General features: G+C 73.4%; 13 protein-coding genes. 6 read left to right on the forward strand and 7 right to left on the reverse strand.

Annotated features, from left to right (window positions below):
- Nucleotides 1-38: 38 nt before the first annotated feature.
- The 3 genes from ACIQK6_RS35850 to ACIQK6_RS35860 all read right to left on the reverse strand — a co-directional run bounded on the left by ACIQK6_RS35850 (nucleotide 39) and on the right by ACIQK6_RS35860 (nucleotide 4,167).
- Entirely contained in the window at nucleotides 39-1,784 is a 1,746-nt protein-coding gene (locus ACIQK6_RS35850; protein WP_329101400.1) for an LCP family protein, read from the reverse strand.
- Between the two features lie 221 nt (nucleotides 1,785-2,005).
- Nucleotides 2,006-3,232: an LCP family protein gene (locus tag ACIQK6_RS35855; protein WP_402696703.1), complete on the reverse strand. Its 1,227-nt coding sequence runs from the start codon at nucleotides 3,230-3,232 to the stop codon at nucleotides 2,006-2,008.
- A gap of 185 nt (nucleotides 3,233-3,417) precedes the next feature.
- Nucleotides 3,418-4,167 carry a TIGR03089 family protein gene (locus ACIQK6_RS35860; protein ID WP_329101402.1) on the reverse strand — a complete coding sequence of 250 codons (750 nt, stop codon included), beginning with the start codon at nucleotides 4,165-4,167 and terminating at the stop codon, nucleotides 3,418-3,420.
- A gap of 139 nt (nucleotides 4,168-4,306) precedes the next feature.
- Here ACIQK6_RS35860 and ACIQK6_RS35865 point away from each other — a divergent pair, with 139 nt between their 5' ends.
- Both ACIQK6_RS35865 and ACIQK6_RS35870 read left to right on the forward strand, forming a co-directional pair.
- A complete protein-coding gene (locus ACIQK6_RS35865; RefSeq protein ID WP_329101404.1) occupies nucleotides 4,307-5,692 on the forward strand; it encodes a peptidoglycan recognition protein in 1,386 nt (461 codons plus the stop codon).
- A 171-nt stretch (nucleotides 5,693-5,863) separates the two neighbouring features.
- Nucleotides 5,864-6,865: a DNA-3-methyladenine glycosylase family protein gene (locus tag ACIQK6_RS35870; protein ID WP_402696705.1), complete on the forward strand. Its 1,002-nt coding sequence runs from the start codon at nucleotides 5,864-5,866 to the stop codon at nucleotides 6,863-6,865.
- Between the two features lie 164 nt (nucleotides 6,866-7,029).
- On the opposite strand, the gene ACIQK6_RS35875 is transcribed toward ACIQK6_RS35870, so the two are convergent.
- From ACIQK6_RS35875 to ACIQK6_RS35885, 3 genes are all read right to left on the reverse strand, one after another.
- Complete coding sequence (locus tag ACIQK6_RS35875; RefSeq protein ID WP_402696707.1) at nucleotides 7,030-8,328, reverse strand: coenzyme F420-0:L-glutamate ligase; 1,299 nt, start codon at nucleotides 8,326-8,328, stop codon at nucleotides 7,030-7,032.
- Nucleotides 8,325-9,284 (reverse strand): 2-phospho-L-lactate transferase, encoded by a 960-nt coding sequence (gene cofD, locus ACIQK6_RS35880; protein WP_329101411.1) that lies wholly within the window; start codon nucleotides 9,282-9,284, stop codon nucleotides 8,325-8,327. The genes ACIQK6_RS35875 and cofD overlap by 4 nt, the downstream gene beginning before the upstream one ends.
- Nucleotides 9,285-9,413: 129 nt before the next feature.
- On the reverse strand, nucleotides 9,414-9,962 hold the full coding sequence (locus ACIQK6_RS35885; RefSeq protein ID WP_329101413.1) for a cysteine dioxygenase family protein: 549 nt from the start codon (nucleotides 9,960-9,962) through the stop codon (nucleotides 9,414-9,416).
- Between the two features lie 629 nt (nucleotides 9,963-10,591).
- Between ACIQK6_RS35885 and ACIQK6_RS35890 the strand changes: the two genes are divergently transcribed.
- The 3 genes from ACIQK6_RS35890 to ACIQK6_RS35900 all read left to right on the forward strand — a co-directional run bounded on the left by ACIQK6_RS35890 (nucleotide 10,592) and on the right by ACIQK6_RS35900 (nucleotide 16,261).
- Nucleotides 10,592-10,855, forward strand: coding sequence for a WhiB family transcriptional regulator (locus ACIQK6_RS35890; protein WP_003983763.1), 264 nt, complete (start codon nucleotides 10,592-10,594; stop codon nucleotides 10,853-10,855).
- Between the two features lie 274 nt (nucleotides 10,856-11,129).
- A complete protein-coding gene (locus ACIQK6_RS35895; protein ID WP_329101415.1) occupies nucleotides 11,130-14,783 on the forward strand; it encodes a glycosyltransferase family 2 protein in 3,654 nt (1,217 codons plus the stop codon).
- On the forward strand, nucleotides 14,780-16,261 hold the full coding sequence (locus tag ACIQK6_RS35900) for a DUF5719 family protein (protein WP_402696710.1): 1,482 nt from the start codon (nucleotides 14,780-14,782) through the stop codon (nucleotides 16,259-16,261). The genes ACIQK6_RS35895 and ACIQK6_RS35900 overlap by 4 nt, the downstream gene beginning before the upstream one ends.
- A gap of 51 nt (nucleotides 16,262-16,312) precedes the next feature.
- Here the strand turns inward: ACIQK6_RS35900 and ACIQK6_RS35905 are convergent, their stop codons facing one another.
- On the reverse strand, nucleotides 16,313-16,792 hold the full coding sequence (locus ACIQK6_RS35905; RefSeq protein WP_402696712.1) for a metallopeptidase family protein: 480 nt from the start codon (nucleotides 16,790-16,792) through the stop codon (nucleotides 16,313-16,315).
- Between the two features lie 90 nt (nucleotides 16,793-16,882).
- Between ACIQK6_RS35905 and ACIQK6_RS35910 the strand changes: the two genes are divergently transcribed.
- On the forward strand, nucleotides 16,883-17,257 hold the full coding sequence (locus tag ACIQK6_RS35910) for a DUF3499 domain-containing protein (RefSeq protein ID WP_266595834.1): 375 nt from the start codon (nucleotides 16,883-16,885) through the stop codon (nucleotides 17,255-17,257).
- The last annotated feature ends 186 nt before the right edge of the window (nucleotides 17,258-17,443 follow it).

A 17,443-nucleotide genomic window follows, 5' to 3' on the forward strand; every position in this document is an offset into this window, starting at 1 on the left:
TTGGTCAACAGAGCGCCGGTGTCACCGGCCGAGTCCTGTTACTTGGCGCAGATCGCCTTGTCGGCCTGCGCCCGCTGCACGTCCTCGGGCAGCTGCTGGGGTACCGGGGCCGCCAGCGGGGCGCCCGGCTGCTGGAAGTCCGGACCCAGCGTCAGCTTCATCGGGGTCTTCGCCGAAGCGTCCGCCGTCCCCACCTTCAGCGCGGTCGCGGGCAGGCCCATGATGTCCGCCAACGCCCGGGCCTGGTCGGCCTGGTTGGGGGCGTACTCCAGCTGCGTGGCGCCGACCTTCTCGGGCGCGTTGCCGACGTTGCTGGACTTCTGCACGCCTTTGCTGTTCTGCAGCCAGTTCAGCGTGGTGGAGGCGGAGCCCTTCGGGCCGCCGCCGTTGTAGATGCTCACCCGTACGTCCGCAGCAGCCGCGCGGGTGCCCTGGAGCTGGGCGTCCTGCTTGGCCTTCGCGTCCGCGTCGGCCGCCTCCTTGGCGGCCTGCTCCTTCTTCTCGACCTCCGTGAGCGAGACGTCCCCCCGGATCATCTGCAACAGCGGGTCGGCCAGGGCGTGGTCGACGACGACGGTCGCCTTCTTGCCCACCGGTTCGGCCGGGTTGTCGAGCACCGGCAGGGTGGTGAAGGTGATGTTCTTCGTGTCGATGCCCTTCAACTCGCCCGCCAGATCGGTGAGTTTGCCGATGGACCCGATCCCCGAGTCCACGCCGAGGGACTTGGTGGCGGCCTCCGCGAGGGAGAGGAACTTCTTGGGGCTGGTCAGCGTCTCCTTCGACTTCATCTCACGCATCATGGAACCCAGGAACTGCTGCTGGATCCTGATCCGGTCGAGGTCGCTGTTGTTGCCGAAGCCGTGCCGGGTGCGGACGAAGGCGAGGGCCTGTTCGCCCTCCAGCCGGTGTTCGCCGGCGTCCAACTTGAGGTGGGAACCCTCCTCGTCGTTGACGGCCTTGTCCAGGCACACCGGTACTCCGCCGACCGCCGTGCTCAGCGTCTTGACGGCGTTGAAGTCGGCCATCATGAAGTGGTCGACCTCGATGCCGGTGAGTTCCTTGACCGTGCGCATCGTGCAGCCCGCGTCGCGCCCCTCCTGGCCCAGGCTGGTGTTGAAGCGGGTGCCCTTGGTGGGTGCGATCGTCTTCGTCGATCCGTCCGGCTGTTTCGTCGGGCAGGCCGGGATGTTGGCGATCAGGTCGCGGGGGATGGAGAGCGCGGTCGCGTTGGTCCGGTCCTTGGAGACGTGGAACAGGATCGTGGTGTCGGCGTGGCCGACGCTGTCCTTGTCCCCGTAGTTCTCGTTGCCCGCGCCGGTGCGCTTGTCGGTTCCGATGACCAGGATGTTGATGGGCTGGTCCTTCTTGAAACCGCCGGTGCCCGCGCCCGCCACATCGGTGACGCTGAGGTTGCCGTTCAGGTGGTCGTAGTAGAGGTACCCCGCCACGGCACCGCCGACCAGCAGGAACGCCACCACTCCGCCGGTGATGGCCAGCCCCTTCTTGCGGCGTCCACCGCCGCCGCCGCCCGCGCCCTTGCGCGAGCGCCCGCCGCGCCGACCGCCGCCGGGGGGCGGGTCGCCGCGACGCGGCCTCGGCACCCCGGGGGAGGGGGTGGTGGGGGTTGGGGGAGCAGACGGTGATCTGCGGGGTGCGGTGACCTTGGGCCGCGCTTGCGCGGCGGAGTCGGCCAGTCGCAGTTCGTAGTTGCCGGTGCGGGGATTGAGCACCCACTGGTCGGCGGGGTCGATCTCGTCCGCCCGTCCACGGCTTTGCGCATCCACGGTTGCTCGAATCCTCCGTCGGTGCCTCGCGACGCGCCTCCCCCAGGCGCACGGTCAACGATCCGGCTGCTGGTGCCCGTTTCTGATCCGGCCGGGCACCGGATCGCTCACCTTATCCGCCCTGTTCGGCGGCAAACCATGCTGGTGACAAATTCCACTCACCTTATAACGGGGCGAACCGCCCATCCCACTCGGTTCGGTCACCGGCTTTTGGGATTGCTTTACCGGCAGTCGGCGTTGCCCGCAGTGGTTCCCGTAAAGGTAGGGACGGGTGCCTGAGGTGTGATGGTTCCCTCGTCGGTGGAGTCCGTGTTCGAACCGGCCCCCGTGTCCGACCCCGCGGCCTCCGCCGGACGTGCGGTCGGGGTGGGCTGCGGCGGGGCGACCGTGACCGGCTTGTCCGTCCGCAGCTGTTGGAACAGCCGCGCCGCATCGGGCTCGACCAGCTCGTCCCGGTTCGGGTCGGGCGAGTACGGCTTGCGGGGCACCGTCAGGAACTTGACCTGATCGGTCGGTATGTCCCGCATGCCCCGCACGAGTTCGTACAGGCCACGCAGCGAGGCCAGTGCCGGGTCCGTGGTCACCGAGGAGGTCGCCGCGTCCAACAGCGGGTACAGCCGCGCCGGATTCAGCAGCACCCCGTTGCTCTGCACCTTCTTGACGAGCGAACCGAGGAACTGCTGCTGCCGGTCCATCCGTTCGGTGTCACTGCCGTTGCCCAGGCTGTGGCGGGCGCGGACGTATCCCAGCGCCTGCTCGCCCCGCAGGGTCTGGCGTCCGGCGGCCAGCCGCAGCTTGGCCTCGGCATCGTCCACCGGCTCCTTGAGGCAGACCTCCACCCCGCCGATGGCGTCGACCATCTTCTTGAACCCACTGAAGTCGATCACCATGTGATGGTCGACACGGATCCCGGTCAGCTTCTCAACGGTACGGATCGTGCAGGCGGCCCCGCCCCACTGGAACGCCCAGTTGAACTGCGCGAACCGTTCGACGGTGCGGCTCCCGTCCACCTGCCGGCACGAGGGGATGTCCGTCATCAGGTCCCGGGGTATCGACACGGCGGTCGCGCTCCTGCGGTCCTGCGGCAAGTGCAGCAGGATCGTGGTGTCCGAGCGCTCGGTGCCCTTGTCCCGCCCGTACCCGGCGTTGTTCCGGCCGGAGCGCGAGTCCGAGCCGATCAGCAGGATGTTCTGGGCCCCGGTGGCCAGGTGGGCCGGGCGCTCGCGCTCGTAGCGCCTCAGTTCGGCCGCGGCCGAGGTGTCCTCGGTGATGTTCCCGTCGAGCTTGTTGTAGAGCCACCAGCCGGTGGCCGTACCCGCCAGGACCAGGAAGGCCATCCCGAGGCCGACCCAGCGCAGCAGCCGGCGCCGACGCCCGCGGCTGCGCGGGGGCCGCCCCGCACCCCCGGCCGCGTCGGTGCCGCCCGGTATGCCTGCGCTGTCCGTCACTGGCGTCCGTCCCCTCGCCGCTACGACTGCGGGCCGTCGGCCGTAAGGGTGAGCACGGCCACTGCCGATGCTGCCCCCGGGGCGCCGGAGCAGCCCGGGGGCAGGGGCTCGTCAAGGGCCGTTCGGGTGACAAATCGCCCGCACCTGCCCTCCACCAGTGTGGGCGACGGGCCTCCGGGCGGCGATCAGACGGTGTGGGTGACGCGCTCGCTCTCGCTGCGCTGCGCCAGCCCGTCCGCCGGGAGTCGGTCCAGGTTCCGGCACAGCACCACGGACCCGCCCGCGGCCAGCGCGGCGTAGAGTCCGGCCGAGAGCCCGTCCCAGGTGTCGTAGCCGAGCCCGGTCAGCACCCGCGAGCCCTCGCCGAGGCCGAGCTTCGCCGCGTCCTCGCGGGCGCGGGCCACCAGCGCCGTGTGCGTGAGCTCCTCGCCGCCGACGACCAGCGCCGGGCCATCGGGATCCACCGGCACGAAGGGCGCGAAGCGGTCTCCCTGCCCCGGCACCTCCACCGCGTAGTCGGCGAACCCGGCCGGCGGCTGCGGGAACCGTCCGCCGAGCGGCCGCAGCGCGAGCGCGACCCGCTCACCGCCGCACGCCAGGGCCTCCTCCAGGGTGTCCGGCCCGCTGACGACGAGGTCCGCACCGGCCGGGTCCCCGCCCACCTCGACGACGACCCCCACGGAGGCGCAGGCGAGCAGCCACACGGCGCTCTGCCAGTGCGCCGGGAGCATCAGCGCGAGCCGGTCCCCGGGCTCGGCCCCCAGGTCGCCCTGGAGCAGATTGGCGGTCTTGGCCACCCAATTGGCGAAGGTCGCGACGGACAATTCGACGCGTTCGCCGGTGGCATCGTCGTAGAAGGTGACGAGCGGGCGGCCCGGATCGGCGGCGAGCGCGGATCGCAGCAGGTCGGCAGGGGTGCGGTCAGTGGCGTTCACCCGGCACAGCGTACGCGGGCCCGTCCCTCGTACGGGGGCCGTCGGCTCCTCCGTACGGGGTAGGGGTATCCGCGGCGGGCCGGACGGGGCGTCAGTTCTCGGATGGCGCCCGGCGATCCGCGTGCTCACCATCCTTTTCATGCGTGGATTCCTTGCTTCCTCGATCGGCGTCGCGACGGCCGCCGTACTGACCCTGCCCCTCGCGCTGCCCACCCCCGCCCTGGCCGAGACCGCCCCCGCAACCCCCGCCGGGTCCACCCAATCGCTGCCGCTCGTCCCGCTGGGACCCTCGGCGACGCGGGCGCCCGGAGTCCCCGGAACGAGCGCCTCCCCGGGCCGCCCCGAGACGCAGGGCCTGACCGCACGCGAGGTGAAGACGTTCTCGCTGGTCGGCGTGGTCTGGGACGACGCGGCCACCGAACTGCACGGCCGGGTCCAGGTGCGGACCCGCTCCACCCGGACCGCCACCTGGTCGGACTGGCAGGACGTGGAAACCCACAACGGCGAGCACGCCGCCGACCCCGACGCGGCGGAACGCGGCGCGCGCCCGATCCGCGGCGCCACCGCCCCGCTGTGGGTGGGCGAGTCCGACGCCGTGGAGATCCGCGTCCAGGCCGAATCCGGCGCCCCGACCACCCGCGCCCCCTCCCGACTGCCCACGGGCATGCGGATTGAGCTCGTCGACCCGGGCGCGGAACCCCCCGCCACGGGCTCCGACGGCAAGAACACCGGCCCCGGCGACGGCAAGGGCGAGGTGGCGGTGCCCGCCATGACGATGGAGACGGCGGAGTCCTCCGCGGCGAACGTCCCGCACGCCTCGCTCGGCGCGAACGAGATCACCGCACTCGACAAGGCCGACTCCACCGCCGACGCGATCTTCGCGAGCGACGGCGAACTGGCCGCGGCGGCCGCCCCGTACATCGGCCCGCGCCCGCGGATCGTCACCCGCAAGGGCTGGGGCGCGAACGAGAGCCTGCGCGAGCCCGGCTTCGTCTACACCAGCACGGTCAAGGCGGCCTTCGTCCACCACAGCGCCTCCGGCAACAACTACGCCTGCAAGGACGCCCCCGCGGTCCTGCGCAGCCTGTACCGCTACCACGTGATCAGCAACGGCTGGCGGGACTTCGGCTACAACTTCGCCGTCGACAAGTGCGGCACGGTCTACGAGGGCCGCGCGGGCGGCGTCTCCAAGGCGGTCCTCGGCGCGCACACCATGGGCTTCAACACCAACAGCATGGGCGTCGCGGTGCTGGGCACCTTCACCTCCACGACCCCGCCGGCGGCGGTGGTCAACTCGGTCGCCCGCCTCACGGCCTGGAAGCTCGGCCTCTTCGGCCGGGACCCGCGCGCGAAGACCAACCTGACGTCGGGCGGGGGCAACCGCTACCCCAAGGGCAGGAGCGTGTCGATGAACGTCATCTCCGGCCACCGGGACGGCTTCGCCACCCAGTGCCCGGGCACGAAGCTCTACGGCAAGCTCGGCGCCGCCCGCACGGCCTCGGCGAAGCTCCAGGGCCGCCCGTAGCCTCCGACGGTCCGCAGGGTTCCTGGGCGCGGCGCCGTTGCCGGGGCTCGGCCCCACACCCCCTACGGCGCTCCGCGCGGGGTCCGGGGCGGAGCCCCGGTCTATCGGCCGCGCCGGCGTTCGGGGCGGAGCTCCGGGGGAGACGCGGCCGGGCCGGGCTACGCTCGACACATGGCCGGCCGCTTCGATCCCCTCACCCGCGCCGCGGTCCGCGGCGGCCGCACCGACGTACCCGCGGGCCGGGGCGCCGCCGCCGGCTCCGGGGCCCGGGAACGCCACTGGATCCCCGACGGCCCCGTAGACCTCGGCCTCACCCTCGGCCCGCTCCGCCGCGGCCCCGCCGACCCCACCTTCCGCACCACCCCCGACGGCTCGCTCTGGCGCACCGGCCGCACCCCGCAGGGCCCGGCCACCCTCCGCGTGTCCCGCGCGGGTGAACAGGTGCACGCCGAGGCCTGGGGCCCCGGCGCCGACTGGTTCCTCGAGCAACTGCCCGCACTCCTCGGGGCGGGCGACGACCCCGCCGCCTTCGTGCCCCGCCACCGCCTCGTGCACGCCAGCCACCGCCGCCGTCCGGGCCTGCGCCTCACCCGCACCGGCCTGGTCCTCGAATCCCTGATCCCCACGGTCCTGGAGCAGAAGGTCACCGCCGACGAGGCCTACCGCGCCTGGCGCCGCCTGGTCCGGCAGTACGGCGAGCCCGCCCCGGGCCCGGCCGGCGGACCGGACCTGTACGTCGTGCCCGCGCCGCGCACCTGGGCCGTGGTCCCCTCCTGGGACTGGCACCGGGCCGGGGTCGACGCCAAGCGTTCCGCCACGATCGTGCGGGCGGCCCGCGTGGCGAACCGCCTGGAGGAAGCGGCCGCGATGGACCTGCCCGAGGCCGTACGGAGGCTGGAGGCCGTACCCGGCATCGGCCCGTGGACCTCCGCCGAGACCCTCCAGCGCAGCAACGGCCACCCCGACGCGATCACCACCGGCGACCTCCACCTGCCCGGCATCGTCGGCTACGCCCTCGCGGGCGACCGCGACGCAGACGACGCCGCCATGCTGGAGCTCCTCGCTCCGTACGTAGGACAGCGCCACCGCGCGGCCCGCCTCGTCCTCCTCGCGGGCCGCACCCCGCCCCGCCGCGCGCCCCGCATGCCGCGCGGCGACATCGGCCGCTTCTGAGCCCTGCCGTCAGGCGCCCCCGCCGGCCCGCGGGCCGGACACCCCGGCCGGCGCGGGCTGGCGGGCACGGTGGCGGCGAGGGGCCGGGACCGCCCGGCGCCCGGACGGCGGCCGCGGACCGGGCCCAGCAGGGCATGGGCGGCCCGGCGGGCCCGCCGCAGGCGTCACCGCACCTGGATGAAGTCCGCCGCGGACCGCGCCGGCCGCTCCGCCGGGACCGCCGCCGGGTGCCCCACGGCCACCGTTCCCATCGGGTCCCACTCCTGCGGCAGCTCCAGCACCTCCCGCACCACGTCCCGGCAGAACATCGTCGAGGACACCCACGCCGACCCCAGCCGCTCCCCGGCCAGCGCGACCAGCAGGTTCTGTACGCCCGCGCCCATCGCGACCACGAACATCTCCCGCTCCGCCGTGTCCCGCCGGGCGTGCCCGTAGTGGTGCGCGCCGTCCGTCACCAGACACGGCACCACCAGGTACGGGGCCGCCCGCAGCACCTCCCCGCGCCGCACCCGCTTCGCCACGGACTCCTCGGACTTGCCGTCGGAGCGCAGGTCCGCGATCCACGCGTCCCGCATCGCGTCGAGCAGCCGCACCCGGGAGGCTTCGGACTCCAGCAGGACGAACCGCCACGGCGTCGTGTGGTGGGGGGCCGGGGCCGTCACGGCCGCCGCCACCGCCCGCCGCACCGCGCCCGGGTCCACCGGCTCCGCCGTGAAGGCCCGTACCGTACGGCGCTGCGTCACGGCTTCCCGTACCGCCTCCGAGGTCCCCAGCCGGAACATGTCGTCGGCCGACGGGCGCACCAGGTCGCGGGCCGAGGAGCCCTCGCCCAGGACGTGCGCCAGCCCGCGCACGACGGCCACCGGCAGCCCGGCCGCCTTGCCCTTGACCAGGTCACCGGCGGCTGCCAGCTCGTCCGCGGTCGCCACCACCGTGGCGCTCAGCGGATTGCCGTGCGCGTCCGTGCCGCCGCGCAGGTCGTCCAGGACCCGCACACCGGCCGAGCCGATCGCCACGTCCGTCAGCCCGTTGCGCCACGGCCGCCCGGAGGTGTCCGTCACGACCACGCCCACGTCCACGGACAGGGTGTCGCGCACGCCGGCGCGGATCGCGGCGGCCGAGCCGTCCGGGTCCTCGGGGAGGAGCAGCACCGTGCCGGGGGCGGTGTTGGAGGCGTCCACGCCGGCCGCGGCCATCACCAGGCCCTGCCGGTTCTCGACGATCCGCAGCGGACCCCGGCGCGCGACGACCCGTACGGTCTCGGCGTCTATCGCGGCCTCGCGCGAGTCGGCCTCCACGATCCGGCCCTCGGCCTTGGAGACGATCTTCGAGGTGACCAGCAGGACGTCCCCGTCGCGCAGGTCGGGGGCGGCCGTCGTGATCAGCTTCGCCAGGTCGTCGCCCGGCCTGACCTCCGGGATCCCGTCGACGGCCCGCACCTCGTACGCGGGCGCACGCGTCACCGGGAGGCCTCCGCCAGCTCCAGCGCGGCGCGGGCCATCTCCGCGGTGGCCTCCACATCGGTCATCATCAGCGGCACCGCGCGGCAGGTGATCCCGGCGGCCTCGACCTCGGCGACGGCGTCCGCGTCCGAGGTGTCCACGAGCCAGCCGTCCAGCAGCCCGGTCCCGTAGTGCAGGGCGACCGCGGCGGCGGTGGACTCGACGCCGACCGCGGCGAGCACTTTGTCGGCCATCCCGCGCACGGGCGCGCCACCGACGATGGGGGAGAGGCCCACGACGGGCGCCGAGGCGGAGGCCACGGCGTCCCGGATGCCGGGGACGGCGAGGATCGTGCCGACCGAGACCACGGGGTTCGACGGCGGGAAGATGATCACGTCGGCGGCGGCGATGGCCTCCAGTACGCCCGGGGCGGGCTTGGCCTGCTCGGCGCCCACGGGTACGACGGCTTCGGCGTCCACCGAGGCGCGCAGCCGGACCCAGTACTCCTGGAAGTGGATGACGCGGCGCTCGCCGGTGCCGGCCTCGGTGATCGCGACGTGGGTCTCGACCCGGTCGTCGGACATAGGCAGCAGCCGGACGCCGGGCTGCCAGCGGTCGCAGAGGGCCTCGGTGACGGCGCTCAGCGGGTAGCCCGCGCCGAGCATCTGCGTACGCACGATGTGCGTGGCGAAGTCGCGGTCGCCGAGGCCGAACCAGGTGGGCCCGACCCCGTACGCCGCGAGTTCCTCCTTGACGGTGAAGGACTCGTCGGTGCGACCCCAGCCCTGGTCCTCGTTGATGCCACCGCCGAGGGTGTACATCACCGTGTCCAGGTCGGGGCAGACCTTGAGCCCGAAGAGGTGAATGTCGTCACCGGTGTTGCCGATGACCGTGATGTCCGCGTCGGGCACTGCCGACTTGAGTCCGGACAGGAACCGGGCGCCGCCTATACCGCCGGCCAGAACAACAATGCGCATGCAGACAGTCTGTCAGCCGGAGGCTGTCGTCGAGGGGTGGTGGTCGGGCGGCGGGTGGGACTGTCAGCCGGAGGCTGTCGTCGAGGGGTGGTGGTCGGGCGGCGGGTGGGAGTGGCAGGCCGGTCGACGTCAGGCGGGGACGGACGCGGATTCGGCCGGGGAGCAGCTGTGCATCGGCATCTCGGTCAGACCGGGGAAGTAGACGTGCAGGCTGACCGCGCCGTCGAGGGTGTCGTTGATGACCTCGTGGGCGTAGCCGGGGGCGAAGACGCGCTGGGTGCCCGGGCGGTGGGCGGTGCGGCCGCGGGGGGTGTGCTCGGTGAGCTCGCCCTCCAGGACGGTCATGACACCGGAGGAGGCGCCGTGGTCGTGGAGGCCGCTGCCCTGGCCGGGGACCCAGCTGAGCAGCCAGACCTCGTAACCGGGGCCGGTGCGCAGCCGGTGGTACCAGCGGGTGGTGGCGTCGTACTCGACCAGGTGCTCCCAGGAGGCGCGGTCCTCGGCGATGGAGCGGGCGAGCCCGGCGAACTCGGCGACGGTGGCCGGGTGTTCGCGGGCGGGCTGCAGGAGGTGCTGGACGGCGAGGATGTCGCCGGCGATCTGGAGGTCGCTCTCGACCGTGGCGGAAGCGACGGGAGCGGCGGGAGCGACGGGGGTGGTGCTGTTCGTGCTGTTCATCGTGGGGGGTACCTCGACGGATGTCAGTAGTGCTGGCGGTTGCTGCGGGGGCGGGCCGGAGCTCTGGGGAGCCGGGGCTCCGCGAGCATCAACAGCTGCAACAGCAACAGCGAACCTGGGCAGCGCACAGGAACCCACGAATGGGGGTCCGGGTGGTGGCTGCGGGCGCTGACATGCAAACAAGGAGAACGGCTCGGGGGCCTGACTGTCAACCCAATGTCCGGTTTGGTGTAAAAGTTTCACCTCATCCGGTTGCTGCACCCGGAGAAAGGTTTGTGCAGTGTGCGGCAGGGGATGTGGCGCTGTGTCGGCTCTCAAACCAGATCCCGACTTCCGTGACCTGAATGTGATCTGCGCCGCTTCTCCCGCCGGATCGCAACCCCGTTCGGAGGTGGCACGTGGAATACGGGTAAAGGCGGCACCCTGTGACGCCGGTGGCATGTGTCACGATTTTTGGCGATATGAACACTTTCTGCATAGGCTTGGTTCCGCAGAGTGAATAAGGGGCCCAATAGCAGATCTCGGCTTGACTGCCCCGGAGCCACGCACTTGTAATTTCACTCGTGTCGTTACGTAGCAATCAGTGACGACATCGTCACGGGGACGCACAGACAGAGCGAGGGGCGCACATGACCGAGCTGTTTCAGGAACTGCTGGTCGAGGAGGCGGACGAAGAGCTCGGGTGGCAGGAGCGCGCTCTGTGCGCCCAGACCGACCCCGAGTCCTTCTTTCCCGAGAAGGGCGGCTCCACCCGCGAGGCCAAGAAGGTCTGCCTCGCCTGCGAAGTCCGCTCCGAATGCCTTGAGTACGCCCTCGCCAACGACGAGCGATTCGGCATCTGGGGCGGTCTGTCCGAGCGGGAACGCCGCCGCCTGAAAAAGGCAGCGGTCTGAAACGGCCGACGCACCACTGGTCAGGCACCCACCACACATCGCACTCCATATCGAACGCACCACAGCACGTACGACAGAGCGCAGTTCGACGCATGACGATCAACGCGCCGAACGGGACGACGAGCGCGACGCACAGCACGGCACACGGTCCGCCTCCTGCACCTTCCCCGCAGGAGGCGGACCGCTGTCGTGGCAGCCGTTAGGGTGGGGCGCTGTCCAGCAGCCTCCGAGGGCACACCACCCCCGGACCCCCGGCCGGAGGGCCCGTACCGCGATGTCCCTGCACAGCCAGTCGACGGCCTCCTACCAGGCCCCAGCCACACCCGAGTTCCCCCGGCACGTCGTCACCGCGGTCCTCGTCGCCCATGACGGCGCCCGCTGGCTGCCCCGGACACTCGCCGGCCTCCTCGGCCAGGAACGCCCCGCGCAGAACCACGTCGCCGCCGACACCGGCAGCTCCGACGACTCCGCGCGCCTGCTCACCGAAGCCCTCGGCGACGACCGCGTCCTGCACCTCGCCCGCCGCACCGGCTTCGGCACCGCGGTCGACGAATCCGCACGCTCCGCGGGCACCCTGACCCCCGAGGACCTCCCGTACCTCAAGCGCCCCAGCGGCTGGGACCCCGTCAGCCGCACCTGGCGCGACGACACGTACGACCTACCCGACCTCCCCCACGGCGAACCCGTCCAGTGGCTCTGGCTCCTGCACGACGACAGCGCCCCCGAACCCGACGCCCTCACCGAACTGCTCCGCGTCGCCGAGGACAACCCCGACGCCGCCGTCATCGGCCCCAAACTGCGCGGCTGGTACGACAAGAAGCAGCTCCTCGAAGCCGGCGTCACCATCGCCCGCAGCGGCCGCCGCTGGACCGGCCTCGACCGTCGGGAACAGGACCAGGGCCAGCACGACCAGGTCCGCCCCGTCCTCTCCGTCTCCACCGCCGGCATGCTGGTCCGCCGCGACGTCTACGACGAGCTCGGCGGCTTCGACCGGCGGCTGCCCCTGATGCGCGACGACGTCGACCTGTGCTGGCGCGCCCAGAGCGCCGGCCACACCGTCCTCGTCGCCCCCGACGCCGTCCTGCGGCACGCCGAGGCCGCCGCCCGCGAACGCCGCACCGTCGACTGCGCCGGACGCACCGCGGCCGGCCCGCACCGCGTCGACAAGGCCGGCGCCGTCTACACGATCCTCGCCAACAGTTCCGGCCGCGCCCTGCCGTACGTCCTGCTGCGCGTCCTGTTCGGCACCGTGCTGCGCACCCTCGCCTACCTCATCGGCAAGGCCCCCGGCCAGGCCGTAGACGAACTCACCGGCCTCCTCGCCACCCTGCTCCGCCCCGGCCGGCTCCTCGCCGCCCGCAAGGCCCGCCGCCGCCCCGCCGTCCCCGCCGCCGAACTGCGCCCGCTCTTCCCCCCGCCGGGAGCCTCCCTGCGGGCCAACGCGGAACAGCTCGCCGGCTACTTCGGCGGCGACCGCGACACCGCCACCGCCCCCGCGGGCCGACACGGCGGCGGCAGCGTCCTCGACGCCCCCCGCGAGGACGGCGACTACCTGCTGGAGACCGAGCGCTTCGCCCGCCTCAAGCGGCTCGCCCGCAACCCCGCGCCCCTCCTCCTCGCCCTCCTGGCCGTCGTCTCCCTCGCCGCCTGCCGCGCCCTGATCAGCGGCGGCTCCCTCATGGGCGGCGCCCTGCTGCCCGCCCCCGGCAGCGGCTCCGAGCTCTGGGGCGCCTACACCGACGGCTGGCACGCCGTCGGCACCGGCTCCACCGCCTCCGCACCGCCCTACCTCGCCGTCCTCGGCACCCTCGCCACCCTGCTGTTCGGATCCACCCAGGCCGCCCTGACCCTGCTCCTCGTCGGATCCGTCCCGCTCGCCGGCCTCACCGCCTACTTCGCCTCCCGGCCGCTCGTCGAATCCCGGCTGCTGCGCGCCTGGGCGGCCATCGCCTACGCCTTCCTCCCGGCCGTGACCGGAGCCCTCGCCGGCGGCCGCCTCGGCACCGCCGCCCTCGCCGTCCTGCTCCCCCTCCTCGCCCGCGCCGCCGTCGCCGCCTTCGACCTCGCCGACGGTGCGCAGGCCACCGACCGGCGGGGCGGCCGGCGCGCGGTGTGGACGTACACGCTGCTGCTCACCCTCACCACCGCCTTCACCCCCGTCGTATGGCCGCTGGCCGCCGTCCTCGGAACCGCCGCGCTGGTGCTGCGCCGCGCGCACTGGAAGGCGTACGGCCTGCGGCTGCTCGCCACCCTCGCCGTCCCGCTCGTCGTGCTCGCCCCCTGGTCACTGGGGTTGTTCACCCACCCCGGCCGCCTCCTGCAGGAGGCCGGACTGCCCTTCGGAGCCGGCTCCGCCGATGCCCTGGGCCTGCTCACGATCAGCCCCGGCGGCCCCGGCACCGGCGCCGGAGCGGTGCTCATCGGCATCGTCCTGGCCGCCCTGGCCGCCCTGCTGCGCACCGACCGCTCCTTCGCCGTCCGCACCGCCTGGGCCGCCGCCCTGGCCGGACTGCTCCTCGCCGTCGTCCTCAACCGCACCGCCTGGGCCGGCCCCGCCACCCTCGTCTACGGGCTCGCCCTGCTCGCGGCCGCCGTGCTCGGCGCCGACGGGGCCAGGGAACGCGTCGCCGCCCGCAGCTTCGGCTGGCGCCAGCCGCTGGCGGCCCTCATCGCCCTGGCCGCCGCCGCGGGACCCCTGGTCGCCGCCGCCACCTGGATGTTCGCCGGCGCCGACGGCCCGCTGCAGCGCCGCGACCCCGTACAGGTCCCGGCCTTCGTCGCGGACGCGGGCGACGACGACAACCAGACCCGCACCCTGATCCTCGACCTCGCCCCGCCCGCGACCGTCTCCTACAGCCTCGTCCGCGGCTCCGGAGGCCGCATCGGCGACGCGGACGTCACCGCCCGCACCGGCGCGGACACCCGACTCGACAAGGTCGTCTCCAACCTCGTCGCCGGCTCCGGAGCCGACCAGTCGAGCCAGCTCAGCGCCTACGCCATCCGCTTCGTGATGTTCCGCCCCGGCGGCCCCGAGGAGATCCGCCGCATCCTCGACGCCACCCCGGGCCTCAGCCGTCGTCACCAGCAGGACGGCACCGCCCTGTGGGGCGTCGAACCCTGGCTGCCGCGCGCGGTCGTCGTCTCCGGCAAGCAGGGCGAGGCCCCGATCCCGGTCGCCGCCGGACCCGTCGAGGTCCACAGCAAGATCCCCGCCGGTGACGCGGGCCGCGTGCTGCGCATCGCCGACCGGGCCGACGAAGGCTGGCGGGCCACCCTCGACGGCAAGCCCCTCAAGTCCAAGACCCTCGACGGCTGGGCGCAGGGCTTCGAACTGCCCGCCGACGGCGGCCGCCTCGACCTCGTCCACGAGGACCCGCTGCTGCGGACCGCCTGGTACTGGGCCCAGGGCCTCCTCGCCCTGGTCCTGCTGGTGATGGCCCTGCCCGGCCGCCGCGCGGAACTCGACGACGACCTGCCGGAGGAGGAGGCCGCGCTCCCGGACGGGCCCGGCCCGGGCGAGACCGGCGAGGGCCGCCGCGCCCGCCGGTTGCGCGCGGAAGCCGAACCGGCCCCCGTACCGGTGGAGACCGCGGCGGTCGCCGACCCGTACGCGCAGATCCCGGCGCAGCCGTCGTACGGCGACGACGGCTACGCGTACCAGGCGTACGGCGACCAGGGCGGCTACGCGTACGAGCCGCAGCAGCAGGCCCCGTACGACCAGTACCCGCAGTACGAGCAGCAGGGCGGTCAGGGCGGGCAGGGCGGTCAGGCCTACGAGGACCCGTACCCGCAGCAGCCCCGGCACCAGCCGGTCCAGGACCCGGACCAGCAGCAGTACACCTACCCGTACGAGCCGTACCAGCCGTACGAACCCCCATACCCCCACGCACCGCACGACCAGCGTCCGGACGGGAGCCCCCAGCAGTGAAGCAGCGCGCACCCCTGACGCTGGCGGCGGTGACCGCGGCCCTGGCCGCCCTCACCGGCGTCGCAGCCCTGACCGCGCCCGCAGCCGACGGGAAGGCCGCCGACGGCAAGCCGGCCGCCGCCCGGATGCCGGTGGAACGGTCCCTGCTGGTGTGCCCGGGGCCCAGCTCCTCGGACATCGCCGAGACCACGTACACGTCCTTCACCCCCGGCGCGGCCGCCGGCGAGGGCAAGGGCTCGGCCCGGCTGCTCGGCGCGACCAAGGACGCCAAGCCGGTGCTGGAACCCAAGGAGGCGGGCAAGCCCGTCGGGGCCACCGCCAGCGGCGCCGACGCACCCGCCCTCACCGGCAGCGCCGACGGGGCCCTCGCCCCCGGCTGGACCGCGCAGCTGACCACCAAGGTCTCGGTCGGCCGGACCCGCGGCGTGCTCGGCGTCGGCTGCACCGCCCCCGGCACCGACTTCTGGTTCCCCGCGGTGAGCACGGTCAAGGGGCGCGAGGACTACGTCCACCTCACCAACCCCGACGACGCCGCGGCCATCGTCGACATCAAGGTGTTCGGCCCGGACGGTCCGGCCAAGCCCGACGCGGGCACCAGCGAGAGCATCCGGGTGGACCCCAAGTCCACCAAGACCGTCCTGCTGTCCACCCTGGTCCCGGGAGCCCAGCTCGCGGACGCCACCGCCCACGTGACCACGCGCGCCGGCCGGGTGGGCGCATCGGTGCAGGTCGGCGAGGAGGGGGTGGGCGCCGACTGGCTGCCGGCCTCCGTCGACCCGGCCGGCTCGCTCGTACTGCCGGGCATCCCGGCGGACGCCGCCGCCGTGAAACTGGTCGTCTTCGTACCGGGCGAGGAGGACGCGGACCTGAAGCTGCGCCTGGCCGCACCCGGCGGCTCGATCAGCCCGGCGGGCAACGAGCAACTGCACGTCAAAGCCGGTATGACGGCGTCCGCGGACCTCAAGGACCTGACCCGCGGCGAGGCCGGCTCGCTGCTGCTGACCCCGTCCGACCCCAAGAAGTCCGCCCCCGTCGTCGCGGCACTACGGGTGGTCCGCGGCAGCGGCGCCAAGCAGGAGATCGGCTTCATCCCCGCCACCGGACCGGTCGGATCACGCGCGACCGTGGCCGACAACCGGCCCGAGGAGAACACCACCGTGCTGTCCCTGACCGCCCCGGGAGCCGACGCGAAGGTCAAGGTCACCGTCTCGCCGGGCACGGGTGGCGGCGAGGCGGCTTCCAAGGACGTCGATGTCAAGGCGGGCACCACGCAGACGCTCGTCCTGGCTCCGGCGGGCGGCAAGGGCTCCTACGCCCTCACCGTCGAGACCGTCTCGGGCGGCCCGGTCCACGCGTCCCGCACCCTGTCCCTCCCGCACGAGGGCATCGCGATGTTCACCGTCCAGGGGCTCTCGGACGACCGCTCCACGGTCTCGGTCCCCAAGGCCGCCCAGGACCTCTCCGTCCTGACCAGATGAGGACCGCATGACGACCGGATGACGCAGCACCCCCGGTACGCGACGGCCGGCTCAGTCCTGGCCGTACCGGGGGTCCACCGTCTCCGGCGAGAGCCCCAGCAGTTCCGCCACCTGCTCCACCACGATCTCGTGGACCAGCATCGCCCTCTCGTCCCGCGTCTTGGCGCGGATCTCCACCGGCCGCCGGAAGACCACGATCCGGGCGGGCCGCCCCTCGCGCGACTCCGACACCGCGCCCAGCGGCACCGCCTCGTCGTTCCAGCCGCCGTCCGGACCGCCCGGCGGCCCCGGCACGTCACCGATCAGGAACTCCACCTCGGCCAGCTGCGGCCAGCGCCGCTCCAGCCGCTCCACGGAATCCCGTACGAGATCCCCGAACAGCTCCGACCGGCTCGCCGCCAGCGGCACCTGAGGAGGGGCCACCGGACCGCGCATCCCCCGCCCGTGCCGGTCCCGCCGACGCGGGCGGGGCTCGGTTCCGGCCCCTGCGGGAGGCTCGGCGGGGCAGGGCGGAAGAGGGGTGTCGGTCACCCCCGCAGGGTAGCCCCGAGCACGACACGGGGGAGTGAGCGGCGGTGGAGTCGTCGCGGCCCGGTCAAGAGTGCGGTACCGTCCAACGTCGTGAGCCTTGTACGTCGCTGTTCGCGCACCGCGTGCGGCCGCCCTGCCGTCGCGACACTGACGTACGTCTACGCCGATTCGACCGCAGTTCTCGGCCCGCTCGCCACCTACGCCGAACCCCACTGCTACGACCTGTGCGCCGAGCACTCGGAGCGCCTGACCGCCCCGCGGGGCTGGGACGTCGTGCGCCTGTCCGACGGCTCCGGGCCGTCCCGCCCCAGCGGTGACGACCTCGAAGCCCTCGCCAACGCCGTGCGCGAAGCCGCCCGGCCGCCGGGACGCACCGCCGAGGCCGGCGGCCCCGGCCAGGGCGGCCCGTCCACCGGCGAGACCCGTCGTGGACACCTGCGCGTCCTGAGATCGCCCGATTCCTGACGCTCCGGCGGTCTCAAGCGCTGCCCCTGGTTCAGGGTAGGTTTTGCTGAACCGCACAGGACCTTCAGGAGGGCAGGCAGTGGCCGCAGATCTTTCGAACATCGTCAAGGCGTATGACGTGCGTGGCGTCGTGCCGGACGAGTGGGACGAGTCCCTGGCCGAGCTGTTCGGTGCCGCGTTCGTCGA

The sequence above is a fragment of the Streptomyces sp. NPDC091682 genome, from assembly GCF_044756625.1.
Classification (GTDB): domain Bacteria; phylum Actinomycetota; class Actinomycetes; order Streptomycetales; family Streptomycetaceae; genus Streptomyces.